We start from the raw sequence: 25,492 nt of genomic DNA, 5'->3' as shown, positions 1-25,492 counted from the left end.
ATCAGCTCTTTATCAGTGAAGTTCCGGGGAAACCGCCGAACGGCAGCGGCTCGTTTTCGCCAAAGCGCGGTTTGCAGCCGGTGTTCAGCGTGCCGTTGCACTCGTCTTTTGACGGATCATCGACCGCGTTGCCGTGCTTATCAAAGTACCGGGTACCGGCATAATCGCAGCCGTCACCGCTGCGGTATTTGCCACGGATGCACCAGCTGCAGAGGGAGTGCAGCTGGCGGGTGGGGATCATCAGCCCCTGCAGATCCATCGGACTGGAGAGCGTGAACTCAATCGCCGCGTTGGTCTCCTGGCTTTTGCTATCGATGTAGAACACCTGCACTTTTTCCTGCGTCGGATCCGCCGCTGCATTCCCGGCAATAAAATTCCGCGCATCGAGATACTGCGCCAGCGTGTCATGCACCGCCACTTTCGCCTGCAGCATATCGTCGTAAGCGAGGCACAGTGCGGTGATTGAGCTGTTGATGTTCGCCACCATCAGCTTCGGCGACGCGCTGGCGCCGCTGGTTGCCGCCTCAATGCCGGACAGTTCGCAGGGCCACGCCTTGTACTCCTGCCCCTGCCACCAGATGGATTTCGCCGGTAGTTTGGTTTCATCACCGCCGGCCGCCGCAATTTCTGCCGGCGTGTGGGGGATGTTGTGTGCGTGGAAGCGCAGAAAGTCAGCGCCGAACGCGCTGCCGTCCACCTCCAACAGCCGGACCCAGTTTCCCGGCTCAAGCTTCTGCACGTCGCTGTTGATAGTCATAGGGCTCCTATGGTGCGTAAGACTGTTCGAATGTCGCCATAACGGTCATGGCCCGGCCGCCGATCGGCATCGCGCTGATCGACTCCTTTGCCACTCGGTAGAGGCCAGCCACGCCGAAAGGCGGCGTCCAGATAAAGGAATTCACGGTGTGGCTACGCATGAAGGTGAGGATCGGCAGCATCTCCTCCTCGTTGCCGGTAAATGTAACCGGCCAGCTTTGGGATTCGGGGTTGATGCCGTCCCCTGATACCTGTTTGTACCCGTCACCAAACTGCGCCTCGCGCACGCGGTGCGTGAAGGTGCCCTGCGGCTGATTCTGGATCTGGGTGCGCCAGGTGAAGGTGTCGAGGGCCATGCTTTTCTCCAGGCGCAAAAAAACCCGCCGAAGCGGGCTGGATGTCTCATTCAGACATGTTTAGCGAACGTTGCCGTAATACCAGCGCTCTCCCGTAAACCAGTCATCGGGATCTTCGTAACCCCTATAATCCAGGAGCATGCCTAACTCCTTGACGTTATCGGGCAGGAGCAATCCCCATTCCCGCGCAAGGCTTCGGTCAGTGATTATTGATGAGCTGCCGTATTCAGACTCATGCTCTCTCACGAAGCCCTGAAAATACTCTTCGGACCGGTAAATACAGACTTCACTGGTAAACATATCCGGAAGGCAGATCACGGTGGTGATTCTGACGGATTCACCTGAGTCACCTTTTGCCGAAATCAGATTCGAGCAGGCATTGATCAGCTGCTGTGCACAGTCAGCTCTGATGGCTGTGGAGCTGTGTTTTCCTTCAACCAGATTGATCTCAACAGGTATTTTGTAATTCCAGTAGCGTTCGCCGGGAGGCACTTCAGCCCTGGCTGCATCATTAAACGTCCCGGACCACCACTCAAGCGCTCTCAGGCGGCGAGGTACATTTCTGATTTTACTACGGTAATCACGGTTTAGTCGTCTGGCCACGTAAACTCCTTTTTGTCGCGCAGAAACCTCAGATTTTACAGCGTGTCTGGCTGAAAGCTACCTCGGATTAGAAGCAATCCAGATGATGCCACCCGGCCGGGTTTCTCGCTGAATGCCTTCTCTTACTGAGCGATCGAGAGTTTGCTGCCAGGCTTTAGAAACGGCAGCGTTCTGGCTGGCGGACGTCTGCTGATTGTCGCTGGTGTTCACCGTCACTGAGGTTTGCACGTTAACGCCACCAGCGGCGCCGCTTTGCATGCCGTACAGCTTTCCTGCACCTTCGACAAGGCCGCCGTCAGCGTAGCCGCGCATTATGCCATACAGGTTTGATACGCCGATCCGCTGAGTGGCTTCTTTGGTGAAGACGAATTCCCCTTTGTGAACCACGCCAGCCGGTTCGTGTTTTCCGCCATCTCCTGTGAAGCCGCCGCCATCGAACTGCGGCGTGTAGGCGTGGAAATCAGTCGACATCCCCATAGCCCCGGTTGAGCCGGCAGAGGCGGAAGCCGTGGACGCCGAGGCACCTGCGCTAATCCACCCCAGCGCCGTCTGCAGCGCGTAGGCGATCAGCATTTTGTTGATCACCTCAACAATCATTTTCAGCATCGACACGCCGAACTCTTTGATGTTGGCTTTGCCGGTAGTCACCAGGCTGGTCATCATCCCGGCCAGGCCATTAAACCCTGCCTGCGCCACCTGCTGAGCCGAGCTGAAAGCATCCGTGGCGCTGTCGGCAAAGTCAGCCCAGCCTTTCTTCGCCCCGGAAATCCAGTCCTCGCGGAGCGCGTCCTGCGCAGAATAATAGTCCTCTGCGGCTTTCAGCTCTGCTTTGTAACCCGCACCCTCCAGATCGCCACCAGCATTTTTCCAGCCCGATGCCAGCTGCGCGCGTTCGAGTTGGCGCTGGGCTTCACGGTTGCTCAACGTTGAGCCAGCATTCATCGCTTTGGTTTTTTCAGCCATCTGGGTGGCGTATTTCTGCGAAGCGTCCATGCGCTTATTGAGCTGTTCCTGGGCGGTGATTTGGTCACCCAGCAACGCTTTCTGCCGTTCGAGGTACAAAACCTGGTCTTTGCTTGCGAGCAGCGATTGTTCCTGCTTTGACAGTTTCCGCTTACCTGCAGCTTCTTCCAGAACCGCAAATTTCGCCTCTGTCAGCTGCAGGTCTTTACGCTGCTTGCTGATGACATCCGTAACTGAACGATGATCCTGTAGCGTTTTTAGTTGCGCCTGCAAAGCCAGCAGCTCTGCCTTCCCCGTATCCTCTGCCCGGTCGCCAGCAGGTGGGGTATAAGCTTTACCTTTAGGGGTTACCGGATCCTTGTACTTGTCGTCGATATTTTTACGCAGGCGCGCTTCTTCTTCTTTGCTGATCACTGCGCCATCTCTGATGGCTTTGGTCAGCTTCTCCTGTTCTTTAACCCTCTTTTGCGCATTGCTTAATGTTTGTTCAGTGATGGTGTTGATGTATTGCTGGGCGGTGATGCTTTTCTGCTGCCGGGATTCATATTCACCGATCGCCCCGTTGAGAGTATCCTGCGTGATTTTTTCACTACGCAGTGCTTCCAGACGCTGCTTTATTGCATCAACAACTTTCTGCTGGCGGCCTAACTCGTCAGATTTCCATGGCCCATAGGGCCCGGCATTTGCACCCTGTCCTTTTTGCAGATCGGAAAGGGCCTTTTGCGCCCGATCCAGTTCACTGCTGGAATCCTGGATTTTCTGCTCGACGGAGACTTCCCGCCCGATATCAAGCATTGAGTCCCACGCGCCCTTAGCGGCGTCTCCGAGCCATTTCCATGCCTGCTCAAGGGTGCCGAGGCTGTCCTGAATCTGGTCAGCTCGTTGTTTCATGGTCGCCGAATAATTATCGGTGGCGACCCGCGCCGCTTCCTGCTGATTGCCCTCATCCTGCAGGGCCTTCACCTGGTTATAGGTTGCCAGCGTCAGGTAATGGTATTTTTCATTCAGATCAGAAATCGCCGCGACCGGATTTTTCGCGATCTTCTCAAAGTCGGCCACCAGGCTATCGACCGATTCGCCAGTCGCGTCGTTCATTGCGACCACGGCCTCAGTCACAGTCTGCAGCGAGTCTTTGGCAATCTTGCCGCCAGCGACTACCCGATTCAGCGCCTCAGCAGCCGCAGCCGTGGGATTGCCGGTGCTTGCCGCTACCGCCTTCGCCATATCAGCAAGCTGCCCGGAGGTCACACCCGCCAGGTTGCCGCTGAGGATCAGCGATTTACTGAATTCCGACTGTTCCTGGCTGCCTTTGTACCAGGCATAGGTCAGCGTGCCGACAGCCGCGGCCAGCACGCCGACGGCGATCGTGGCCGGGCTGAGTAGTCCGGTGAATTTTTTCGCATTCTCGGCATTTTCAGCCAGGCCGTTGGCATTTTCAGACAGAGATTCAGATGACTCGTCAGAGGCATCGCTCATCCCCAGCAGTTCCTGTTTGATGTAGGTAAACAGCCCACCCAGACCACCAAAGGAGTCAGATATCTGCCCACCCTGCTGCATCAGCACCATCCAGACCGGCATACCACCGGCCAGCGAGGTGGCGATATCGGTCAGCTGAGCAGGCAGTTGCCTGATCGCCTGCCGATACTGCCCGGCCGATACTGCTCCATGCTTCCAGGCCTCCTCCTGTTCGCGCAGCCTGGCGATCATTGGCGCTGCCTGCGACGACACGCCGAGCTGCGCGGCCTTCAGCTCCAGCAGCTCAGAGCGTGTTTTGCCGATGGCCGTGGCCTGTTCCTGCAGGGAGTTGATAAAACCCTGCTGTGCCGCGGCGGTACGCTTAGCCTCAGCGGCCAGGGCGCGCTCTGCTGTCTCTTGCTCGGCCAGCGCCTGCTTCAGGCCGCGGGCGGCAATGGCGGCCGCGCGCTTCTGGTCAGCCTCTCTCGCCACAGCACGTTCCTGCTCGCGCAGCTGAGCGATCATCGGCGCTGCCTGTTCGGCGATCCCCATCTGCGCCGCACGATACTCGGCCAGATCCGCCTTAGACGCGCGGAAAGAGGCCGTTTGGTCGGTCAGGCTCTGCAGAAAAGCTTTCTGCGAAGCAGCAGCACGCTCGGCGGCCTGCGCCTGCTCCATCCTTGCGCGGCCCTCTGCCGTCTCAGCATCAACCACCTTACCGAGCTTATCCCGCGTCGTTTCCAGAACGCTGTTATAAAGAGCAAATTCCTCATCAGCCACCAGGCCACTTTTGTGGAAATTGCTCAGGCTATCCTGAATATCTTGCAGTTCGTTCAGCGCTTTGCTTACAGGGCTGATCCGGTTAAGCAGGTTCTGCAGCTCCTCCTTCTGCTGGGCGGTCGCCTGGGTGGCTGATTTGGAGGCTTCCTGATTCTGGCGCTGCGCCTCGCTGAACTCACGAACGCGCTGGTGAATTTCTTCAATTTCCCGCGCCGCCTCTGCGGTGACTTTGGCAGCGCCCTTACTGCTGGTCCCAAAATTATCAGCGCCTTTTGCCGCGCCTGCCGCAGCCCCTTCGAAATCGTCCAGGGCTTTACTGCCGCGCTCCAGTTCGGAGGTGTTAACGCGCAGCGAGATTGTTGCAATATCGGACATCACGCCCCCTTGTGGATCACATCCAGCGCCGCGCGCTCCATGACCCGGATATCGTCAAGAGCGGTTGCCTCATCCTCCACGCCGCCCACCTTCATCAGCCAGGGCAGGACGTTGTAATCCAGCCCGGTGACGCCGTTCATACCGGTGCGCCACTGCGTGCTCATCGCGCGGAACACGCCAAACGCCGGCCAGACGTCCGGCCAGACGGAAACCGTATGCTCTTCATCGGTGTAGTCGTCGGCGCTCAGGCCAAATGCGGCGAGGTCTTCGGTGGAGGGTTCAGGCGTATAGAACGCCGAGGCAACCGCGATCAGTTTTTTTGACGGTTCCCCATCAGCTCGTTGTAGTAGTGACGAGTGATCGCCTCCAGCGCGCGCGGGTAGTTGTCCAGCAGCGTCTCCAGATTCTCCTGGCTAAATGCGTCAGGCAGCGCCCAGGCTTCGGTGATATCCAGCAGGAACTCGACGGCGTTCTTGCCTCCCATCGACTCGATGGACGCCAGTTCTTTCAGCGGTTTGTGGCGGAAGGTGAAGGTGATCACCCCGTCTTCATCACCGGCGCGCGGGATCGCCACGTCAACTTTAAAGGTCGGTTTGGGTTGAAGCTGAAACGTCTTTGCCATGTATTCCTCTGCAAAAAAGACAGGCCCGCTGCCGGGCCAGGGTTACAGGATGACCGGCTTACGCCGCGTCTTTGTAGAAGGTCATATCGCGCGACTGGATCGCGAATGCCGGCTGCACCGTTTCCACGCTGTTAACCGCGGTGGTGGGCGTGGCGTTAAACGATGCCTGTGCTGACCAGTAACGGGTCTCCTTCGCCTTCGGCACGTACATCCGCAGCGCCAGCGTCTCGCCGGAGCGGTCGGCGGCGGTCAGACGGGCGTAGATCGGCAGCGTAGAGTCGTGAGCCATCGTAAAGGTCTGCGACTTGGCCGCTTTGTAGGTGGCAACGTTGCGCTGGCGGTCATCAGACAGGAACTGGATCTGCGCGTACTGCTGATCGCCGCCAGAGTTGGCGACCTCGGTGATCTGCGGGATTTCGGTCCAGCTGCTGATTTTTTTCAGCGAACCGACGCCGGAACCGGCCGGAAAATAGCTGACGTTGGTACTGTCGATCACGCCGATGGTGACGCTGGTCGCGGTCTGCGCCGATACGCGCGCCACCAGGCTGTCGATCAGGCTCCAGCCGGAGCTAATCAGCACCTCGTCGCCGACCGCAAGGTTGTGGCCGGTCGCCACGGTAAATACTGCGCCGTTGGCGTTGCTGACGCCGGTAACCGCAATCGCTGCTGCGGACTGGCCGACAAACACCGTGGCGCCGTTGGGTAATGCGAAGCCCATAATGGTTTCTCCGTTATCTGGACATAAAAAAACCGGCGGTTGCCGGCGGGTAGGTTACTGCGCCACGTCAGCGCGGTAGTTGATGCTGACGGGGATGGTCCAGGTGGTATCGGTGGCGATTCCGGCGTACTGGGCAGGCTCGCCGCTGACGTAGCAGCTGAAGCCCTCGCCCTGCAGTTCGGTGCCGTTGGCAAACAGCGCCTCCAGCAGCCCGGCGATGGCCCGGCCTTCTCCCCGCCCCTGCGCCGCCGGGATCACCACGTTCACCTGGTAAACGCCGATAAAGACTTTGCTGCGCTGGCTGAGGTCGATGGCATACGGCGTGGCCGGCATATCGTGCGAGGTCAGGTAAATGCCGCCGGGCGGCTCGAACGGGATATTATCGTAAGCCACCGCCAGCCCCTGCAGGTCCGCCCATTCGCCCAGCCGGGACTCCAGCAGGCCGGTAATATCGGGGCGGCTCACGACTGCACCTCCCGCACCGCTTGGTCAAAGAAGCGCTGGAACTCAGCCGCGGTGATCCGCACCATGCCGCCGGGTGCCTGCTTCGAGTGGCCGAACTCCAGCGGGTAGGCGTAGGGCACGTTGTTGGCGAAATAGACCGCGGTCATCCCCACCTTAAACTGCTCGATCACCAGATTACCGGCGGCGATGGTCTGGTGCCCCTGCTTATCGATGCGCCCGGTTTCGCCCTCCGCCTGCTGGTTGAAGGACACCTGCCAGTTGCCACGAAAGCGGCCGCCGGTGTAGCCGGGCGGTGCCTTGAGGCCCATGCTGTCGTTGACCTTCATCCCCTTACGCAGCCGCCCTGCTTTCGTCAGGTTGTCCGGGTTCTGGCGCAGCAGGCTGTTGTGTTCGGCCACCGCGGAGTTGTAGGCGACCGCCGTCTGGTTCACTTCCCACAACTCCGGGTTGCCCACCGGCGACATCTGCACCAGCCGCGCCAGAATTTTGATCGATACCGCGCGCACCACATCTTCCTGCCGCTCCTTCGCCTGGCTGACAAAGGCGTTAATGGAGGACATAAACGACTGATTGTCTGACATATCACGCTCTCAGCTGTGCCCGGTAGCAGATCACCACCGGGCCGGGTTTGACCGGGTGGGGATGAACGATACGGTGCGGTTTACCATCCACCTCGACCAGATCGCCGATCCGCAGCTCTTCCTCCCAGGTGAAGGTAATAGCCACATCGCCGGCCTGAATGTTGCTGCCGTCGATTTCGCGCGGGTCGTATTCGGTGCGCACGCCGGTGGCGCTGAAGCTCAGATCCGGCTCTCGCACTTCTTTACCGGCCACCACCTTGATGCTGCCTTTGCGGGTCACGGTGTACTGCATGCCGTTTTCAGTCAGCAGCCGCTTTGCCGTGGCGCGCATACGGGTGTAATTGATTTGCATTTCACCTCCGCTCAATGCAGGCGTGCAGATAGTCAGCCTTCAGCGATTCAATCGCGCCAACCATCACGTAAGGCCGGCCGCCGTTGTGCCAGCAGTCCAGGATATCGCCGTCACGCGCGACCAGGATCAGCGCCACGCTGGTGTATTCCCCTTTGTGGGCAAACGCCAGCGCCTCCTCCAGCTGGCGAATCACCTCTGCACGATCATGGCCGGTCTGCTGGTTTGGCCTGAACGTCACAACTTTCAGATCGCTCATCTCAGCCTCGCTCTGCAAACGCGTTGATGGCAAATCCCCGCCCGGCGGCCAGGGTGCCCAGCACCGCGAACACCGCAGGATACTGCGGGGTGAACGTCTCGCCGTCGGCCACCGCGTAGGTAGTGGTGACTGCGCCTTCCACGCGCTCCGATTTGACCGCGGCTTCGCGCACGCTGCCCAGCAGCTCCCCGTTCATTGCCTCCAGCGCCAGCATGCACTGCGCGCTGATCACCTGGCGGGGAATTTTGCTGGCCGGGATCGGATAATCATCAAACCAGGCATCGCTGCGCGGCCACGCCAGCGGCTGCTCCGGGTCAGCGCGCCGCCCGTCCCACTCCAGCCCCTCTAAATAATCCATCGCGCGGATCAGCATCACCTCGGTATCGCCTGTGATCTGCCTGCCGCGCCGGGCCGCGAATGACTCCAGCACCGCCACGCTGGCGTAGCTGTTGAAATCGGGCGACCCGGGGTCGGTATCAATCATGCTTCCCCCTGGGTGATGGGGCTTGCGCCCCAAACGGTTAGCCGCCTGTCGGCGCGGTGAAGGTGATCGCCTGCGACGTCTGGCTTACATCCTCCACCAAAGCGGTGACGGTGAAGGTGCCAGCAGTGGCAGAGGTGAGCTTGACGGTCGCGCCACCGCTGGAGCCGGTACGGGATGCGTCGGTACTGAGGGTGCCGCCGGTCGTCGTCCACTGGACGTTTGCGCCGCCAACGCCTGCGCCATCTTTGGTGTACTTCAGCGCGAGGGTTACCGCGTCGGTGCTGTCAGCAGTTGCGGAGGTTTTATCCGCCGACAGCATTACTCCCCCGCGGCGGCATCCAGCTTGATCAGCACGCCAGCCGTGGATTTGTTGCTGGTGACGTGTTTTTTCCAGTTGGCACCGGTGCCGATTTTGGTCAGATCCGGGTTTTCACCTTTGGAGGTATCCCAGCTGTAGCCCATCAGCTCAACGTTGACGGTACCTTCCGCGCGGTAGCCTACGGCGAGGTTTTCCTGAGTGTTGATGTCGTAAGAGCGGAAGCCGGGAGCCTGCGACTCGGTGATGGTCACCGCGCCGGTCACCAGCCCGAGGATCGCGTTAACGTCCATCGTGTCGGTCACCAGCACCGGCTTGCCCAGGGTGCCCGGCTGGCCGCCGTACACTACCACGCCCGCCTCTTCGTAAATCTTGTTGGCGATCGCCTCATCGATGATGTCGAAGTAGGTGGCGGAGTGCATAACGAACAGCACCACGCGGTTGAACTTGTCGCCGTACTTGCGCAGGCCACGGGTCAGCGTTTTCTTACCGTCGGTGGCGATATTGGCGGTCACCACCATCTCAGCATTCGCGCCGATCGCCGCCACCAGCCCTTTCAGGCCGTATTTCACGTAGCCTTCCAGGGTGGCGTCGGCCACGTCCACGCCGATCACTTCGGAGAACTCATCCACGCTGCGGCCGCGGCGCTTAAACGCTTCTTCGGTGGTTTCGTAAGGACCGTATTTCCACGGTGCCTTAACCGATACCGCCTCGCCGGCACCGATTTTTTTGCCGCTGATGGTGCTGGTTGAGTTGACGTCGCGCGACTCGATGCTGCCGCCAACTTTATAGAACGCGCGCTTGCGGAAATCGCCTTCGATTAGCTCATTATCCAGCAGGATCGCGCCGTTGGAGGAGGCGTTAAACACCTCCAGGTTATCCTGGCGGCGCTCGAGGAACGCGGTCTGCGCCAGGTCGTCGTAAATCTTCAGGTCACTGTTAACAGTGGTTGTCATCGTCGTTAAATCCTTTATTTAGGAAGCTGGAGGAAAGCCTGCTGGCCGTGCTTACGGATATAGGCTGCTTTATCGGTGGAGGTCATTTCCGATCGTTTCAGGCTGCCACCGCCGCCGCCCTGCTTGTGCCCGCCTGCGCCGGTACCTTCAGCGCGCGGGAACAGGTGGGGAGCCGTCTCCTTGAGCGACTCGGCCCACTCCAACGGGGTCAGCGGCGTTTTGCCGTCTTTGCCGAACAGGACATCACCATTTGCATCAACCGCTACGGCCTCGCCTTCGTCGTTGAGCTGGAATGCGCCTTTGGCGCGCAGGATCAGGTCATCGGAGGCTTCCGCCAGCGCGCCGACTTTTGCCGCAGCGCCGCGAATAGCGTCACCGAGCACCCGATCCCGGAATTTACTGGAGAACGCTTCGGCTTTATCCGCGCGTTCGTTGGCTGCCTTGATCTGCTTATCGACGTCGGCACGCATACGCTCGGTGCGCTTATCGAGCACCTCATCCACTTTCCCGGCGGCAATCAGCTTTGCCTCTTCGTCGTCGGAGAAACGCTGGATGATGCCGCGCACGGCGTCGGGGTCGATGCCTTCAAAGCGCGAGAGGTTGTCTTTCTGCTGCTTGATGGTGCCCAGCAGCTCAGAGTTTTTGTTTTTCAGCCCGGTGACCTCAGAGGCCACGCGCTCATCAATCAGCTTCTGCATTTCCGGCGTGATTTCCGGCTGGCCGCCACCGCCACCGCCGCCCTCTTCCTGGCCTGCGGCGGTGTAATATTTGATAAACATGTTACGAATCAGCATTGGTTTCCCCTCGGGATTTGCCGGGCTTTGCCCATAAAAAAAGGCCGCCCGTGGGGCAGCCTCGTAGTGGTAAAAATCGTTGTCAGACGTGACCGTTGGCCTCATCCATTGTTGCGGCACTCACCAGAGAACCTATCATCCTCGCTTCCACAGTTGTCCCACCGGCCATTCTTGCCAGTTCATCGAGTTGATCCACAAGGTCATCTGGGCGAGGTTTTGAGTGGTAAAGGTTATGCGCCATTTTCAGGTATTTGAGTTCTTCTTCAGCCATTTGTTTTGTGTAACGCTAGGATGATATATGCCAGATGTTCTATTTTTTCACTTCGTGCATTTCCAGAATAGTACCGCTGATGAGATTCCCGATCATTCGTGCTTCCAGTATATCTCCTTCAGCCTCATCGCTAAGCATTTCCAGCTGCTTAAGAAGTTCAGCGTCTCGTGGTCTGGAGTGGAAAAGATCGCTCGCTCTTTTGTAAATCAGGAATTCTTTATCAGCCATTTGAGGATCTCCGGTTCGATTCGTTTATGGTCGCCTTCCCCCCCAAGCATAAACAGAGAGAATGCTTCTGCAAACAGTTCTGCTACTGAACCTGCGGCGTAGAGGCTGACAGGACGCCACCATCCATCCTCATAAGCTTGATTTGCAACTCCCTGAATTTCATTGATGCGCTGATAGTACAGATGATGGCCCATTTCATGTGTAACAGTACCAGCTACACTCGGCACAGCAACATACCCAAAATGATGGGTTTCTGCCGCCGCTGCCGCTAGGTCTGAAATAGTCATCAGTTGACTCAGGTGAATGTCGGCGACAAAGTCGTGGTCCTTCTGATTAGCGTCGATTACTTTCCATTGCTCAGCGTTAAGCGCCCACCCGGTAATGTGCACTGTTTGTGTGTCAGAGTAATATGCGCCAGCTGCGGTCACCCTGGTTCCCGGCACCTCACCAAAATAGCTCACCGGCGGCAGCCCGAAGCGCTCAATCACGTCCTGCATTGCGCCAGCGGCGATCCGCGCTGACTCCAGCGTGGTCCCTTCCGGGAAGCGGATTTCATCGGCGATAATGCCGCGCATACCCTGCTCAATCTCCGCCACCGACTGCGCGCCGGCCAAAGAAAAGCCGGGAGATTTCCCGGCCTGTTTCGACGCTGACAGCGCTTTGAGTTGGGCCAGCGTCAGCCACTCGCCCTTATCGGTGAACATCTCCCCCAGCCGCAGCTCACCGGCGCGATACATCCGGCCCCGTTCGGTGCCCAGCACCTGATCCTGACGCTCCGGCGACTGGCGGGCCAGCCACTCCAGATAGGTGGTGTCTTCCGGCACCTGGCCGTCCATGTTGGCGCGGGTGCCCGGCGACATCTCGTCGCTGTCGATCCCCAGCTCGCGCCAGGACTTCGTAACCAGCGTCTCCGCCGAGCGGCAGCAGAAGTGAATACGGCCCGGCCCCTGCAGGTAGGGGATTTTATGCCCCACCGGCTTACCGTCCAGCGTGTACTTTTTGCGGTCGCGGATGATGCAGGTGGGCGTGGTGCGATTGTCCAGCGTGGAGAGCCACTGCTTGCACTCGAGGATATCGCTGTTGGCCTGGGCGAAGGTATCGCGCGCCACCGCCGCCACGTGGCTTACCGCCGTTTTGGCGATGCTCATGGCGTTGGCACGGCTCATCTGCAGCGCGCCGTCCTGCCGGCTGGCCGCCGCGGTACCGCGAACCTTGCGGGCGATCTGCTCGGTGGTATCGCCGGCCATATAGCCGCTGCGCACCGCGTTCATCACCCGGGTCAGCCGGTCGGACTCCAGGCTCTCCGCCCACTCCTTCAGCAGACGCCCCTGAAACGGCCGCGACATCGCCGCGGCATACGCCATATCTGGCGTTACCGCCGCCAGCGGGTGGTGCCGCAGCACCGCCTCGGGCAGCAGCTCGCTGAACAGGTCGTGCTGATAGCCCGCCTCATGCGAGGCGAACGCCAGCAGCTCGTCCGACAGCGTGCCAAACGCGCCCTGCACCGCCGTCTGGTTAACCTGCCGCACGCTGCCCAGCAGGCTCTCCAGCCGGGCCACGGTGAAGCTCTCACGCGGCAGGTCTTCCAGCGCCATCAGCAGGCGCGCCGACAGCTCGGCGTCGCTGTCATTGAGCACTTTCGCCATGCGCCTCGCAGCGCCAGTGCCGTAACGGCTGACAAACAGCGAGTGCGCGATCGCCTCATCACGCAGGCGGTTGTTTACCTTGGTCATTGCTACCGCCGATCAGCGTGGGAGTGGAATTGTTCAGCTCGTCGATAACCGATTCCGGATCGGCTGCGGGGTCGATAAGGTCCAGCTTCTGCAGCGCCCTGACCAGATCCGCGCTACGAATAGCCCCGGACTGCCAGGCATTGACGATAGCCGTCACCATGCCGGACTCGGCCACCCGGGCGATAAACTCCTGGCTGATGGTGTAGGTTGTCGTTTCCCCCTTCAGCCCGATATAGCGGGCGCACCAGGCCAGCACGCGGCTGTAGGCTTCTGACACGTTGGAGGCGCAGATCCCCAGCACCGAGGTGGACGAGGTCTGTTCACCGCTCGACTGCGTGGCGGTCTTCGCCGTGGCGTTCTGCTCAATAAGCCGGGCACCCAGCGCCACCATGTAGTCGCGCTTACTGTCCATCGCCTCTTTCGCCAGCATATTGGGCTGCGCCTGGGCGTAACCGAAACTGCCATCCTTCGGCAGCAGCAGCGGCGATCGGGAGCCGAGCTTAACGCCGGCCTTTTCCAGATAGTCGCGCCAGCCCTCATCGAGACCGGAGATATGCGGCTGAACCTGCCCGCAGAACCAGACGCTGTCCTCATAGTCGGCGCTGTTGCGGTAGTGGCCGTGGTTAATTTCGGTCAGCGCCGCCAGTGGTGATTCGTCGATGGACGGATCGTTGTTCTGCGCGCCAACGAAGGTAAACGGGATTTCATCCCAGAACGCCTCCCCCTTAGGCTTTGGCTCATACTCGCTGCTGATCTCGAACGTGCCGCTTTGCGTGTCGCCGCTGCGCCGCCAGACCCGGCACTTAAAGCGCCCCTCTTCCAGCAACAGTTCACGGTACTGGATCAGCTCTTTAAAGCCGTAGCCGTCCGGCTCCTCGATGCACTCGCGCAGCACCACCAGCACCAGGTGATCGCGACCGTTGATGCGCTCGGTGCGCCAGTTGGTGATCTGCTCGGCCTGATAGCGCAGGATAATGGCCTGCTGGCCATCCTCCGCGAAATCGACGTAGAGACCGTCGCGCGCCACTTCCAGCACGTTCTCGGCCACCAGCTGCGACTGCTGATAAATGCTGGTGCCGGCACCGTCGGCGTTGGTCAGCAGGTAGCTCAGCTTGTCCGGCGCGGTAAACGTCGGATCCTTACGAAAAGCCATGCCCAGCATGCCAATCTTGGTATTGCCGGTAATTTCGTAGAACACCGCGCGCGCCAGGTAGTCTTCGTTGCGCCGCTTGTTGCGCGCCGAAGTGTCGGTCGGGTCCAGCTTTGGCAGATAAACGTGCCCGGCAGCCCTGACCGCATCCGCACCCCGGCAGAAATCGCGCACCTTTTTCCAGCTGGCGCAGGCCGCTTTGTGCTCCGGCCGCACAAATGTGATGTCGTGGTTTGCCATCAGTAGGTGGTATCCATTGAGATTGAGTAAGCGGGCTTGACGATCGGGTAGTCCTTCACGATGAGATAGCCGCCGGCGTCGTTCGTGTGGTCGTTACCGGCCTTTTTGTCCGGCTCGCCGTTGTCGGCCCACACCTGCTGCTCCAGCGATTCGGTATAGACCGGGCAGCGCTGCACGTTCACCAGATAGCGGCGTTCGCCCAGCGCATTGCAGAACATGGCGTTCATCGAGTTGATGCGGTCCTTCACAGGCGGGTTGGACGGGTTAACCATCACGCTAAACCCGGCCTGTTTAAGCTGGGCAATATCGGTTTCGCTGGCGTTGTTCGATTTGCGGCTGTCGCCGGTGGCATCCGGGTAGATGTAGATCTGGCGGCTGGCAACGTAACGCTCGCCGTCATAGCGCCAGAACTCTTCCTGAATGCGCTTAATCATCGCCGGCGTGTCGTAAACCTTCACCAGCTCACGCACCGCGCGCGGCAGCCCGTTGCGCTTTACGTGGGCGATGGCCGCCATCTTGCCGACGTTGAAGTCCATGCCGATAAACAGCGGTTCGCCCGGCTGCTCCTCGTCGCTGCAGTTGTTCAGCCTGCGGTCGAACTGGTGATAAATGGTGCCGCTGGTCAGGTTGGTGAACAGGCCGCGCAGATACGCCTTGATCAGCTCTGGCGGGTACGAGCCAAGCAGCGAGGGGATGTAATCCGGCGGCAGGTTCTTCGCGTTGTCGTAGGTACTGGCCTGCGTCAGGCCGTACAACGTGGCCAGCTCCGGCTTATCGCGCACCGCCTTGACGAACTGCTGATAAACGAACTTGAAGCCCTCAGGCGTGGTGGTCACGTCGATGCCGTTGCGAAGACCCGGCACGTTGTAACGCATACGGGCAATAATTTTCCGCCAGGCCTGCTGCGCTTTAGCGGCCGGCATCACGTCCAGCTCATCCACCAGCGCGTTACCGATCTTGAAGCCGACGATGGTGGCCGGCTTCTCCATCGAGCGGCAGATGGTGGTGCCGCGATACACCCGCCCCTCGTAAAAGTGAACCTCTTTGTTGCTCTCGTTGATCTTAACGTTCAGGCCCCAGTCGAAGGCCACTTCCTCGACCGTCGGATAGAAGATGTCGCGGATCTGCGGGTAGGTCGGTGCGAAGTAGCCCTGGTTGATGCGGGGGAACTCCCAGAACCCCTTACAGATGCCGCCGCAGCCGACCCACGTTTTCCCGCTGCCAAAGCCGGCTACGTAAGCCTTGAATTTGTGCGGCATCGCCAGAAAGCGCGCCTGCGGAATGTTAAGCGTCGGGCTGATCCCCATCGTCTGCCCTCGCATCTACTGCATTAATCACTATCTGTACCGGGGTTGGCGGCTGGTCGTTGTTGCTGTCATCCGCCAGTTCCTTCCGCAGCTTCTCAATCTCCAGCTGGCGCTTCTCAATTTCGATCCGCTGCAGCTTCTGTGTGAACTCGGTATCAACCAGGCCGAGCCGTTTCGCCACCGCCTCGAACATACGTTCCCGGCTGATGCTGCTGAACTCGATGCCGTTCTTCCCCACCTTCGCGCCGGAGTAAGCCAGACGGGCGATCGGCGGCAGCTCGCGGGTGTCAGGGAAGAATGTGCGCCCCAGCCCCTCGCCATTGCAGCGCGGGCAGTCGGGGTTGGCTGGTTTGGTTGTGTCGTAGCCGTAACCGCCGACATCTTTCGGCTCTGGCTTATCCCGATCAGTGGCTTCCTGCAGCTTTTCCTCGAACTCGACCATATCGCGCCACTGGTAGTTATGGCCGAAGCCCCAGCAGTACCGGCAGCAGCCGCGGCGATACTGCGACAGGTCGTTGGCGTCGAACGTGGCGAGCTGCCACATCTGCGCCAGCACCGTGTCGGCCGAGATCAGCACGCGGGACATCTGCGCAGTCTGCTGTTCGGTGATGGCGTCGATAACTGAAGTTTTCTGAAGCAGCTGGTAGCCGATCTGGCTGGCCGATGACGCGCTGTACCCGGCGCGGATGGCGGCCTGCGTGGCGTTGTTGTCTTTCAGGTATTCCGCGACAAAGCGGCGCTGCTGGTCGGTCAGGTTGTCGTTTACGGTGAGCTGTTTTGCGCTGCGCGTTGACTGCGCACTGCGCACTATTTCCTGCGCAGGTTTCTGTGCAGTTTGCGCAGCAGGTTTTTTGATATAGCGTCGCGCCGAGGCGTAGTTCAGTCCCTGCGCTTCACACCAGTCTTTCGGTGATACGCCGGTTGCGGCATTGTCGGACAGGAACCGTTGCTGAAGCGACGCCCAGTCCGGTTTTGCCATGCGAGTTCTCGTTGGTTAGAGCCATTACGATGCCGGGCACGCCAGGCATGGTGATGGCAATAAAAAAACCGCCCGGAGGCGGTTAATACTTTGAAAAGGAATAACCACAGGAGAGACAAACGAAATTGTCTAATACGTTGTCATCTATCACCTTTCCTGCTTTTGCTCCAGCAAATCCACCTGCAGCCCCTCCCCCAAACGCACCTATAATCCCACCAGCGATACCACCAACAGTTGCTCCAACAAGATTCCCAACTATTGGCACAATAGAACCTACCGCAGCACCTACCGCAGCACCTGATGCAGCGCCAGCACTTGCGCCAACATACCCCCCAGCGGCTCCAACAACAGTCCCAACCCCAGATCCTACTTTGCGTCCGTAATTCTTAGTATCAATTTTGTCTGATCCACACTTTACACACTTCATAACTATCACTCCTTGAATTCAGGAGTGATAAATTAACGCTAAGATTAATCCTAGTGAAGCAAAATTTCCTCATCAGGCGCACTCGAAAATGCGCCTTGTGATGCTCACTACTCGCTGCTTTCCGTAGCCTCGTCCCACTGCTCGCGGAACTGTACCGGGTTATCACTGCCTTGAAGTGCCATCGTGTTTCTCCTGTCGGATTTGTTCATTGTCTCGGATGCCAGCCAGCTGGCTGTTAGCCTGATAAATCGCTGTCAGCAGTGAACTTCCCCCTGAAGTTATGCGGGGGTCTGGACTGCCATGGCAATCAATTCCTTAAAATCTTTACAAAGCTCCAGAGGATGACCGTGATCATCCGCAAATTTGTAAGATTTGAAATGCTCTAAAATCTCCTCGGCACTTTTGCCATATAACGGAGAGTTAACAATTGATTCGTCAACCTGTTTCATCTTCAAACCTTCATTCTGTTGGTTACGATAGTGCAACTTCCACTTTGGAAATTGCCTTCCTCGGGGGTGGTATCTACCAGTACTCGGGTGTTCCAGCATCCGTTCACACAGCACTCATGAATGCATCATCAAAAGGCCAGTATTTTGATGTTTCCATCAAAAAAGCTGGCTACCCTTACCGCAAGGTTGGGTGATTGAACTAAAGCGAGGCCTACCCTCGCTTTTTCATCTTAAACACTGACCCCTGATGTACTGCTGCAGGTAGCTCACCTGCCCGGTGATGGTGCTGATCCGCTCTCTGAGGGTGAAATAATCCCGTTCAGCGGCGTCAGTAAGTCGGGGGCTGGTTGCATCGCCCACGCTGCCGGCGATGGCGGCGTTACCCGTTGGGCAGGAGGCGTTGACGCGCAGCCCACACTTGCCAGAGCGAACACACTGCTGCAGATCATTAAGCTTAGCTTTAGCATCGGCCAGTTCTCCGGTGTATTTGGCGTCCAGCGCAGCAACATCGCGCTGGCGTACCTGCATATCGTTGATAGTTTGCTGTCGCTGGGTTGCCAGCAGTTCAGCATCATTAGCGCGTTTTTTCTCGGCACTGACCTGCCCCAGCAGCACGTAAACCACCAGCGCAGACAGCAGCAGCTCAATGGCGATAATTATCCAGGCGCGTGCCGTCACTTGTCGATCCCCCAGCACGCCAGCTCAGCTTCCTGATCCCGGCGTTCCACCTGCCCGTAACAGCCGTTCGCCTGGCCTTTGGTCAGCCTGCAGTCGCGGCCCTTGTCGTGCACCCACCAGCGCATCGCCTCGCAGGCACCTTTGCGGTCACCTGCGTTCAGGCGCTTGTAGAACGTTGAGGGGAGGCATTTGCCGGGGCCGATGTTGTACGGGCAGAACGAGGCAATGCCCGCCTTCTGCGGCTCGGTCAGTGGCACCTTGACGTTGCGCTCCACCCAGGCCAGTGCTTTGCGCTCCTCGATGCCGTTAACCTCGGCGCACTTCTCGGCGGTCAGCCGCATGCCCTTCACCACCGATTTGCCATCAACGCGGATCACCCCGCGGCAGATAGTCCAGATGCCGGAACCGTCGAGGTAGGCCACCAGCCGGTTGCCCTCTTTCTCGTCCAGAAACCGATCCAGAATGACGGATGCCGGAGCGCCAGCCAGAACCAGCCCCAGCACGGCAGCGCTGATTTTAGTTTTCAGGCTTGCCATCGATCACCCCGCGCTACGCTTCAGCTGATACTCGCGCCAGCGGTAATACCAGTTCACGCCGAAGGTGCCGAGCGTGCAGATGATGCCAATAACAATCGCCCACTCGTTCAGCGACAGGGCGCCAAACAACACCGTGGTCGAGCCAGTACCGAGGGCAGCACCATTTGTGAATTTTTCCATACGCATATCTCTCACCTCCGGGTTGTCCGGTTGGGCGCTGTGTGTGGGTTAACGGGGAAGAAAAGGACGCCGCCCGGCCAGACTGCGATGAGTCGAATAGAACGGCTATTCGCCTCATTTTGTGAGTCAAATAAGGGGAGTGGATGAGTTTGCCGGGCGGCGTCGAAACCGGATTGCAGAAAGCAAAAAGGCCCCGCGATTGCGAGGCCTCTGAATTCGTTTGTTCTGTGCGGACATTGAAATCCCACGATGGGATGCATATTCGGTCAAAGTTATGCAAAATGCAACTACTTTCGACGCATTATCTCGCGTTATCGCGTCACTTTATGGAATGCAAAGTCAGCCAGACTTTCCTCCGTCTCGCATTTGGTGATCAGGCTGTCGTAAAACGGTTTCCAGTTACGCGACCAGGCCGACTGTGTCAGCTCCGGCAGCAGCGCCCGGATCCCCCTGAATGCCACGCTGGCTGATTGCCGCTTAAAGCCCAGTCCGCTGCAGCGGTCGCAGTCCTTCTCCACCGGCGCGCCCTGCAGCTTCGAGCGTTTCAGATCCCGAACCTTTCCGGTACCGCCGCAGCGGCAGCGCGCTGACAACTTTCCTTTGCCGTGACATGTCACGCACTGATTTTCCACCAGCTGCAGCTGATACGTTGGTGGCGTCTTCTCTCCGCACCCCGGATGCGTCATCACGTTGGCCAGCGTGTTGGTTACGCCCCTGCCCCTGCAGTCCGGGCACTCATTGGTATCTGCAGCAGAGCGCGCGTAATCGTCATAGGCGAACTTAGCCAGCACAACCAGACACTGGCTCAACTTTTTCCCTGCAGCCTTTCTGAGGAGCGCTGGCGCGGTTTTACGGGCATGCGCCAGCAGATGCTTAACCGCTTTATCCCGATCCTGCTGGCTTATGCCTGCTTTGCCCAGATAGCAGCTCATCCCAAAGGCGGCTTTCGCCTGGCACATACCGATGGCGGCCATCACGTCGGTACCGTTCAGGCTGTCTGAGCCGGTTGCGCGGGGGCTGTCGGTGATCATCTGGCTTTTCGGGCTGAAATGTTTCAATGCTGATTCGACTCTCACTGGTTTTTCCCCTCTGGTCTGTTCTGGTTATCTGGTACTGCAAGGCGGCCGGCGGCCCGACGCTACACTTCGATTAGCACCCTGAGCGTGCGGGAGCTGTGCGGGACTCTGGACACGGCCCCTTTCTTCAGCAGCGCCTGCACGTGCGTCTCGGCGGCGTTGCCGGACTTCCAGCCGAAGTGGCCGGCAATCTCCAGCCTGCTGGGCGCGTAGCCGTTGTCTGCAGCGAACTGCCGGATAAAGCGGCACACCTGTTTTTGTAGCTCGGTCAGCTCTGGCATTTTCCCTCCCCTGCGGCTAACTCAGCCGGTACGGCAATTTCGGCGATCCGGATGCTGCCCGACTCGCCCCATATTTTTGATACCCGGACATCCCACACGCCGCTATCGTCGGCAAACAGGGCATCCATCAGCGCTTTCATCAGGTTGTCCACGTCCGGCTTCTGCTGGTGCGGCTGCCCGGCGCTGGCGGTGCGCTTCTTTTTGCTCCAGCTGGGCGGCATGGGCAGTACGAAGGTCACGTGGCTGCCGCTGACCGGCAGCTGCAGGCGACGCAGCCTTACCTCGTCGCAGAATGCGCGGTAGCGGAGCACCACCGGCCGTTTGGCCCAGCGGTCTCTCTGGGTCATGCGGGGCTTTGGCAGCGGGCAAATGTCATAAACCTGCGTCATTAAAATTCGTCCCTTGTGCGTCGGCCACCGGCTGGCGCTTTCTCGGTGCAGATGCGCCGCGCCTCTTCCTGGTGGGTGTCGTGGAAGTGGCCGTTACGGAACTCCTGGTAGACGGTGCCCAGGGTGCCGAAACGGTTCTTGGTAACGATGATCTCGGCGAAGCGGGCCGCCGGGCTGTTCTCGTTGTAGACGGCATCGCGGTACAGCATGATGATGCTGTCGGCGTCCTGCTCAATGCTGCCGCCGTCGCGCAGATCCGCATTCACCGGGCGCTTGTTCGGGCGCTTCTCCACCTCGCGCGATAGCTGGCTGAGCGACAGCACCGGCGTTTTCAGCTCCTTCGCCATCGTTTTCAGGCCGCCGGAGATAACGGCGATCGCCAGGTCGTTGCGCTCGGCACGCGGCTTTTTGATCAGCCCGAGGTAGTCGACCAGAATCAGCGACAGGCCGGGGAACTGGCGCTTATGGCGCTCGGCGATAGCGCGGATCTGCTCAATCGTCAGGTTAGCTGCGTCCACCATCCACACGTCGAGGCCCATCAGGCGGCGGATGCCCATCGAGATCCGGCCCCAGTCCTCATCCCCCATGCGCGACGGTTTGCGCAGGCTGGATACCGGCATGTTGGCCGCGCCGGCTATCTGCCGCTCTATCACCTGCTGGTTGCTCATTTCCATGGTGAAAATCAGCACGCCGCGGCGAACTTTGTGATCGCCCATTACGCGCTCACTCGAGGCAACGCCCTCGGCCACCTTCAGGGCAAACTCGGTTTTACCCATGCCGGGCCGGGCGGCCACCACCACAAAATCCTCGTCGTTCATGCCGCCGGTGATCTCGTCCAGTTCGGCGATCCCGGTTTTCAGTGTGTCGGACTCTTCACCGTTGGTTACCCGGCGCTCCAGCACCCCGGCGTAGGAGTCCAGCAGCGTGTCGATGTGTACCGGCATCACCTCGTCACCCGGGCGGCCCAGCGCCAGCACCTGGCTGGTGAACGCCTGGATGCTGTCCATCGCCTGCTCCTGGGTGTTCGCTTTGGTGATCGAGTCATAACTGCCTTCCATCAGCTGCACAAAGCTGCGCACCACAAACTTCTCGTTCAGCCGGGCCGCGTAGCCTTTCAGGTTGGCCGCGCTGGGCGTGCTCTTCACGGTTTCCATCACGTCAGCAAAGATACCGGGCTCATTGCCCATTGCTTCCGCCACCAGCAGCGCGTCGATCATTTTGCGCTGGATGGCCTGGCGCTTAATCTCGCTGTACAGCTGCGCGTAGAACGGCTGGGTGAATGCGGCCGGATCCAGCGTGTTCAGCACGTCACTGGCGTCTGGCGTCAGCCCGGCGTGCAGCAGCGCGCCGATCACGCTGGCTTCGAGATACAGATCAGTCATAGCGATCCCTCGCGGAGGTTACGAAGAGTTTCAGGTTTCATCAGGTAGTCGAAGCCAGCTTTCCAGCCGGACGGACTCTCACCGAAGTAATACGGGCGCGCCTCTGCACGGAACGCCTGGAAATACGCCCGGAAAGCATCGACGGTTTTTTTGTTCAGGTGGGCCAGCAACTCGCGAATGGCGATTTCCCGATCCGCATCCAGCTCCGCCTGCGGCAGCGCGTCGCCCAGCACCTCGTTGTAAGCTTGCACCACGGAGCCGCAGTCGATCTCCACGTAGCTGGCCAGCCAGGCGCTGGCGTCCGCCAGGTAACCATCGAATCGGCCAACCCGGCAGATGTTGGCTGGCTTAGCCACGGTGCCATTGCGACGCTTCCAGGTGAGAACCACCCAGCGCACCACCAGCTGCAGGTCGTCCACGGTGTAGGCAGCACGGACGGAACGTGGTGTGAGCAGAACGGCAAAGGCTTCTGCAGAGCGGCAGGTGGTCCCTGTGAGCTCGTTGTAATACGCCAGAACCTGTTTTGCCTGTGATATTACCTCCTCCGAAAATTCCCCCCTGGGGGCTTTAGGGGGATCTGTATTTATTGTCTTTTGAATAGTGTCTTTTGTGTGTCCCTGTTTTGGTGACAACCCTGTCACGGTTTTGGTGACAATTTTTGTCACTGCTTTGGTGACAAAGTCACTGTTTTGGTGACACTCGGGAATTTGCCAGTCTGAAAGGGCCTTATTTGGCCCAATCAGAGACCCTTCTCGCACCAGAACACGCATGGCGATCAGCTCGTTTTTAGCCTTGTTCACCTTCTGCCGTGGCAGGCGTGTAAGCTCTGAAATCTGGCTGTCAGAAACCCGGTCCAGCTTTTTGTTGAAGCCGTACGTTTTGCGGCAAACAGCGTGCGCCACCTTCGCCTGGTTGCGGGTCAGATTAGCGCCTATCAGCTCCTCATACAGTTCATTTGCCAGCCGGGTGTACCCGTCATCGGTATCGGCCACGCGCTGCTCCTCGCGCTCCTGGTGAGCGCGGAATTGGATGATCTCGGCTGTGTTACTCATGACCTTCCCTCCTGAGCCTGTCCTTCTGGAGGATCTCGCGCAGGAGTTCAGCCAACCGTGGGGATGATGACCGGGCTAACTGCTCCCGGATCATGTCTTTATGTACAGTGTTTTCTGGTTGCGCTTTACGGCGTTTCTGTCGCATAATTGACCTCGCTTTACCAAAGCAATGCAGTATCTGGCTGAGCAGTTGGCGCTGTTCAGCCTTCACTTTTCCCTTCGTACTTCCGAAAATACTTCTCGAAATACCATTTCGGCACGCAGCACGGATACGGGTAATCTGGCCGCATGAAAATGATTCTTCGCTCCCGGCGATCGTAGCTGGTGACCCGTACAACAACGCCACGGCGATCCCGGTATGGCTGGTCTGTTTCAACGAATCGTTCGTCATCCACCAGTACCTCCGTTACGCAGGTGATCGAGCATGGCTATCAGCCCCTTAGCTAACTCAGCCGTTTCTTCACCGCGGAACAGCACCATGCCTTCAGGTCGCTGAAAATCGATGGCAGCCAGCAGCTGGCTTGCCTTCTCAACCAGTCCGCCCTTACTCTGCCAGCGGCTGACGCGGGATTTATCCACGCCGATCTCCTTCGCCACTGCCGTCACTCCGCGTTCAGCGATCCGCACGATAATTTCATTTTCGATTTCGCGTGCGATGTTGCGTGACGTTGCGCTTGATTCCATTGATAATTTCCTTTTTGTTCGTCTTGATATGTTTTGTGGTCCGCTCACACCGCTCTTAATCTTTCTGGTGCTTGAGGATCGGGAACGGTCGAATCTCTTCAGCTTCAACTTTGCCGTCGGGCAGTCGAGTGATGAAAATTTTCCGGCCAACACGTACTGCTTTACTGATTGCCGTCTGATGAACGCCGATCGCATCAGCTGCATGCGCCTGGCCGTTCTCTCTGACGTAATCACCAAGAGGGATTTTTTCCATAGGTCGTCTCCAGTTGTTAGATGGCAGCAATAATACCCTAAGTATTAAATAACACAATACTTGCGGTATTTCATATTTTAATAACTCAGGTATTAGAATCCGGACATGGAAAAGAAAAAGTCACTGACGCCTGAGCAGCTTGAAGACGCGCAACGCCTTCAAGCCCTCTACAAGGCAAAGAAAAAAGCTATTGGTGTAACCCAACAGCAGATCGCGGATGAACTGAACATTACCCAGGGTGCGGTAGGCCACTATCTCAACGGTCGAAATGCTCTGAATGTGCCGGTGGCCTCTGCATTTGCGAAAATTCTTCAGGTAGCCATTAGCGACTTCAGCCCCTCTATAGCTAAAGAGATCGCGGGTTTTGCATCGTCAGCTGATTCAAACGTCTCCTACGTGGGCGAATACAAGAAGGGAGCGCGGTATCCGTTGATCAGCTGGGTTAGTGCAGGAGCGTGGTCTGAGGCTGTTGAGCCTTACACACTCGAAGAGATTAATGAGTGGTTTGAATCAGATGCCCATGTTCAGGGTGAGGCATTCTGGCTTAGAGTGAGTGGTGACTCCATGACCTCACCTGTAGGGCTCAGTATTCCCGAAGGGATGCTGATCCTGGTTGATACAGGTCGGGAACCGAAGAACGGCAGCCTCGTTGTTGCAAAACTTACCGATGCTAACGAAGCTACCTTCAAAAAGTATGTGGTCGATGAGGGGTTAGGGCAGAAATATCTGCAACCGCTAAACCCATCCCATCAGCAGCGTATCAAAATCAATGGGAACTGCCGAGTAATCGGCGTTGCAGTTCAAACCATGATGCTTTTAGTTTAAGCAACCACAACTCCAGAACCGGCCGCTGAGCCGGTTTTTTTGTATCTTTTTTCTCAAAAGGTCAGATTTCAACCAATACCGCACAAAACTAAATATCTCCAGATTTCAGCAATTTAATATGATTGATATTATTTTTAATACCTAGAGTATTGCTTTGTATTAATACCGCAAGTATTGTTTGAGGCATCAGCACGACGCAGCCCACCGCAGAACGCTGACCCGCTCTTTAACAATACGAATATCAGTCACCGCGCTGGCGGCCGAGAGGCCCGAACTCAGCACCCTGGCGCTCCCTGACCTCATGGGGTTAAGGCACCCCAGGCATGCAGCGGACAGCGTGGTGATTAAGTTTTCTTTGAGCTGCGATAGCGCAGCGTCAAGCAAATTAACGACATATCGCTGCAAAAATGAGGAATTATCGTGGATAAAGCATACGAAGAATATTTTGACAGTCTGGAAAAAGGTGAAGAGGTTCTGAGCTTCAAGGAGTTCTGCACAGCCTTAGCATCGGCACCAGCGAAGTAAGCCTCACCAGGGCAA

At 58.3% G+C, this 25,492-nt stretch carries 35 protein-coding genes and 1 pseudogene; 2 read left to right on the top strand and 34 right to left on the bottom strand.

The genetic code is table 11. The features are described 5' to 3' along the window. Position 1: 1 nt before the first annotated feature. From GKQ23_RS11040 to GKQ23_RS10930, 23 genes and pseudogenes are all read right to left on the bottom strand, one after another. Complete coding sequence (locus GKQ23_RS11040; RefSeq protein WP_212411071.1) at positions 2–757, bottom strand: phage minor tail protein L; 756 nt, start codon at positions 755–757, stop codon at positions 2–4. A gap of 7 nt (positions 758–764) precedes the next feature. Continuing rightward, on the bottom strand, positions 765–1,112 hold the full coding sequence (locus tag GKQ23_RS11035) for a phage tail protein (protein ID WP_212411069.1): 348 nt from the start codon (positions 1,110–1,112) through the stop codon (positions 765–767). A 60-nt stretch (positions 1,113–1,172) separates the two neighbouring features. Beyond that, positions 1,173–1,715 (bottom strand): DUF3916 domain-containing protein, encoded by a 543-nt coding sequence (locus GKQ23_RS11030; protein ID WP_212411067.1) that lies wholly within the window; start codon positions 1,713–1,715, stop codon positions 1,173–1,175. Between the two features lie 57 nt (positions 1,716–1,772). Continuing rightward, positions 1,773–4,811 carry a phage tail tape measure protein gene (locus GKQ23_RS11025; protein WP_212411065.1) on the bottom strand — a complete coding sequence of 1,013 codons (3,039 nt, stop codon included), beginning with the start codon at positions 4,809–4,811 and terminating at the stop codon, positions 1,773–1,775. A gap of 476 nt (positions 4,812–5,287) precedes the next feature. Beyond that, the gene (locus GKQ23_RS11020) at positions 5,288–5,536 is read right to left on the bottom strand and encodes a DUF1799 domain-containing protein (protein ID WP_072166282.1); all 249 of its coding nucleotides are present in this window, start codon (positions 5,534–5,536) and stop codon (positions 5,288–5,290) included. 62 nt (positions 5,537–5,598) lie between these two features. Then, positions 5,599–5,910, bottom strand: a complete 312-nt coding sequence (locus GKQ23_RS11015; RefSeq protein ID WP_212411063.1) for a phage tail assembly chaperone — start codon at positions 5,908–5,910, stop codon at positions 5,599–5,601. 58 nt (positions 5,911–5,968) lie between these two features. Next, positions 5,969–6,628 (bottom strand): phage tail protein, encoded by a 660-nt coding sequence (locus GKQ23_RS11010; protein ID WP_212411061.1) that lies wholly within the window; start codon positions 6,626–6,628, stop codon positions 5,969–5,971. 54 nt (positions 6,629–6,682) lie between these two features. Next, entirely contained in the window at positions 6,683–7,093 is a 411-nt protein-coding gene (locus GKQ23_RS11005; protein WP_212411060.1) for a phage tail terminator-like protein, read from the bottom strand. Further along, positions 7,090–7,674 (bottom strand): hypothetical protein, encoded by a 585-nt coding sequence (locus GKQ23_RS11000; protein WP_212411058.1) that lies wholly within the window; start codon positions 7,672–7,674, stop codon positions 7,090–7,092. Before GKQ23_RS11000 ends, GKQ23_RS11005 begins: the two co-directional genes overlap by 4 nt. 1 nt (position 7,675) lies before the next feature. Further along, on the bottom strand, positions 7,676–8,026 hold the full coding sequence (locus GKQ23_RS10995; RefSeq protein ID WP_212411056.1) for a hypothetical protein: 351 nt from the start codon (positions 8,024–8,026) through the stop codon (positions 7,676–7,678). Between the two features lies 1 nt (position 8,027). Then, the gene (locus GKQ23_RS10990) at positions 8,028–8,282 is read right to left on the bottom strand and encodes a hypothetical protein (protein ID WP_212411053.1); all 255 of its coding nucleotides are present in this window, start codon (positions 8,280–8,282) and stop codon (positions 8,028–8,030) included. Between the two features lies 1 nt (position 8,283). Continuing rightward, a complete protein-coding gene (locus tag GKQ23_RS10985) occupies positions 8,284–8,766 on the bottom strand; it encodes a DnaT-like ssDNA-binding protein (RefSeq protein ID WP_212411051.1) in 483 nt (160 codons plus the stop codon). Positions 8,767–8,803: 37 nt separating this feature from the next. Next, on the bottom strand, positions 8,804–9,085 hold the full coding sequence (locus tag GKQ23_RS10980) for an Ig-like domain-containing protein (RefSeq protein WP_212411049.1): 282 nt from the start codon (positions 9,083–9,085) through the stop codon (positions 8,804–8,806). Continuing rightward, a complete protein-coding gene (locus GKQ23_RS10975) occupies positions 9,085–10,038 on the bottom strand; it encodes a major capsid protein (RefSeq protein ID WP_212411047.1) in 954 nt (317 codons plus the stop codon). Before GKQ23_RS10975 ends, GKQ23_RS10980 begins: the two co-directional genes overlap by 1 nt. Before the next feature lie 14 nt (positions 10,039–10,052). Next, the gene (locus GKQ23_RS10970) at positions 10,053–10,832 is read right to left on the bottom strand and encodes a hypothetical protein (protein ID WP_212411045.1); all 780 of its coding nucleotides are present in this window, start codon (positions 10,830–10,832) and stop codon (positions 10,053–10,055) included. An 82-nt stretch (positions 10,833–10,914) separates the two neighbouring features. Continuing rightward, positions 10,915–11,103 (bottom strand): hypothetical protein, encoded by a 189-nt coding sequence (locus tag GKQ23_RS10965; protein WP_212411043.1) that lies wholly within the window; start codon positions 11,101–11,103, stop codon positions 10,915–10,917. Between the two features lie 39 nt (positions 11,104–11,142). Continuing rightward, positions 11,143–11,331, bottom strand: a complete 189-nt coding sequence (locus tag GKQ23_RS10960) for a hypothetical protein (protein ID WP_056233141.1) — start codon at positions 11,329–11,331, stop codon at positions 11,143–11,145. A 659-nt stretch (positions 11,332–11,990) separates the two neighbouring features. Next, positions 11,991–13,064, bottom strand: a pseudogene (locus tag GKQ23_RS23870) (phage minor head protein); the annotation flags it as partial. Beyond that, positions 13,036–14,454, bottom strand: coding sequence for a DUF4055 domain-containing protein (locus GKQ23_RS10950; protein ID WP_212411039.1), 1,419 nt, complete (start codon positions 14,452–14,454; stop codon positions 13,036–13,038). The pseudogene GKQ23_RS23870 and the gene GKQ23_RS10950, both read right to left, overlap by 29 nt. After that, the gene (locus tag GKQ23_RS10945; protein WP_212411756.1) at positions 14,454–15,761 is read right to left on the bottom strand and encodes a terminase large subunit domain-containing protein; all 1,308 of its coding nucleotides are present in this window, start codon (positions 15,759–15,761) and stop codon (positions 14,454–14,456) included. The genes GKQ23_RS10950 and GKQ23_RS10945 overlap by 1 nt, the downstream gene beginning before the upstream one ends. Further along, entirely contained in the window at positions 15,739–16,740 is a 1,002-nt protein-coding gene (locus GKQ23_RS10940; protein ID WP_212411037.1) for a terminase small subunit, read from the bottom strand. The genes GKQ23_RS10945 and GKQ23_RS10940 overlap by 23 nt, the downstream gene beginning before the upstream one ends. A gap of 82 nt (positions 16,741–16,822) precedes the next feature. Continuing rightward, positions 16,823–17,167 (bottom strand): hypothetical protein, encoded by a 345-nt coding sequence (locus GKQ23_RS10935; protein ID WP_212411035.1) that lies wholly within the window; start codon positions 17,165–17,167, stop codon positions 16,823–16,825. A 278-nt stretch (positions 17,168–17,445) separates the two neighbouring features. Then, positions 17,446–17,616: a hypothetical protein gene (locus tag GKQ23_RS10930; RefSeq protein WP_212411034.1), complete on the bottom strand. Its 171-nt coding sequence runs from the start codon at positions 17,614–17,616 to the stop codon at positions 17,446–17,448. Between GKQ23_RS10930 and GKQ23_RS10925 the strand changes: the two genes are divergently transcribed. Further along, positions 17,595–17,810, top strand: coding sequence for a KTSC domain-containing protein (locus GKQ23_RS10925; RefSeq protein WP_212411032.1), 216 nt, complete (start codon positions 17,595–17,597; stop codon positions 17,808–17,810). The two genes, GKQ23_RS10930 and GKQ23_RS10925, sit on opposite strands and share 22 nt — an antisense overlap. Before the next feature lie 72 nt (positions 17,811–17,882). Here GKQ23_RS10925 and GKQ23_RS24175 read toward each other — a convergent pair whose 3' ends face one another. From GKQ23_RS24175 to GKQ23_RS10870, 11 genes are all read right to left on the bottom strand, one after another. After that, positions 17,883–18,065 carry an Rz1 family lipoprotein gene (locus GKQ23_RS24175; RefSeq protein WP_371820210.1) on the bottom strand — a complete coding sequence of 61 codons (183 nt, stop codon included), beginning with the start codon at positions 18,063–18,065 and terminating at the stop codon, positions 17,883–17,885. Positions 18,066–18,290: 225 nt separating this feature from the next. Further along, positions 18,291–18,830, bottom strand: a complete 540-nt coding sequence (locus tag GKQ23_RS10915) for a lysozyme (protein ID WP_212411028.1) — start codon at positions 18,828–18,830, stop codon at positions 18,291–18,293. A gap of 3 nt (positions 18,831–18,833) precedes the next feature. Next, entirely contained in the window at positions 18,834–19,016 is a 183-nt protein-coding gene (locus GKQ23_RS10910; RefSeq protein WP_212408548.1) for a phage holin family protein, read from the bottom strand. A gap of 305 nt (positions 19,017–19,321) precedes the next feature. Continuing rightward, positions 19,322–20,041 carry an antitermination protein gene (locus GKQ23_RS10905; protein ID WP_371820170.1) on the bottom strand — a complete coding sequence of 240 codons (720 nt, stop codon included), beginning with the start codon at positions 20,039–20,041 and terminating at the stop codon, positions 19,322–19,324. Between the two features lie 107 nt (positions 20,042–20,148). After that, entirely contained in the window at positions 20,149–20,367 is a 219-nt protein-coding gene (locus GKQ23_RS10900) for a LexA family transcriptional regulator (RefSeq protein WP_212411024.1), read from the bottom strand. Further along, positions 20,355–20,756, bottom strand: coding sequence for a RusA family crossover junction endodeoxyribonuclease (locus GKQ23_RS10895; RefSeq protein ID WP_212411022.1), 402 nt, complete (start codon positions 20,754–20,756; stop codon positions 20,355–20,357). The genes GKQ23_RS10900 and GKQ23_RS10895 overlap by 13 nt, the downstream gene beginning before the upstream one ends. After that, positions 20,756–22,138 (bottom strand): replicative DNA helicase, encoded by a 1,383-nt coding sequence (locus tag GKQ23_RS10890; protein WP_212411020.1) that lies wholly within the window; start codon positions 22,136–22,138, stop codon positions 20,756–20,758. Before GKQ23_RS10890 ends, GKQ23_RS10895 begins: the two co-directional genes overlap by 1 nt. Continuing rightward, entirely contained in the window at positions 22,135–23,190 is a 1,056-nt protein-coding gene (locus GKQ23_RS10885) for a replication protein (RefSeq protein WP_212411012.1), read from the bottom strand. The genes GKQ23_RS10890 and GKQ23_RS10885 overlap by 4 nt, the downstream gene beginning before the upstream one ends. A 200-nt stretch (positions 23,191–23,390) precedes the next feature. Next, positions 23,391–23,585: a DUF4222 domain-containing protein gene (locus GKQ23_RS10880; RefSeq protein WP_212411010.1), complete on the bottom strand. Its 195-nt coding sequence runs from the start codon at positions 23,583–23,585 to the stop codon at positions 23,391–23,393. Further along, positions 23,578–23,874: a CII family transcriptional regulator gene (locus GKQ23_RS10875; protein WP_056233170.1), complete on the bottom strand. Its 297-nt coding sequence runs from the start codon at positions 23,872–23,874 to the stop codon at positions 23,578–23,580. The genes GKQ23_RS10880 and GKQ23_RS10875 overlap by 8 nt, the downstream gene beginning before the upstream one ends. Before the next feature lie 55 nt (positions 23,875–23,929). Beyond that, positions 23,930–24,127, bottom strand: a complete 198-nt coding sequence (locus tag GKQ23_RS10870; protein ID WP_056233173.1) for a Cro/CI family transcriptional regulator — start codon at positions 24,125–24,127, stop codon at positions 23,930–23,932. Between the two features lie 105 nt (positions 24,128–24,232). Between GKQ23_RS10870 and GKQ23_RS10865 the strand changes: the two genes are divergently transcribed. Then, positions 24,233–24,952 carry a LexA family transcriptional regulator gene (locus GKQ23_RS10865; RefSeq protein WP_056233174.1) on the top strand — a complete coding sequence of 240 codons (720 nt, stop codon included), beginning with the start codon at positions 24,233–24,235 and terminating at the stop codon, positions 24,950–24,952. Positions 24,953–25,492: the final 540 nt, after the last annotated feature.

This window comes from Erwinia sp. E602, assembly GCF_018141005.1.
GTDB lineage: Bacteria > Pseudomonadota > Gammaproteobacteria > Enterobacterales > Enterobacteriaceae > Erwinia.
This window is presented reverse-complemented; position numbering and strand designations above follow the sequence as displayed.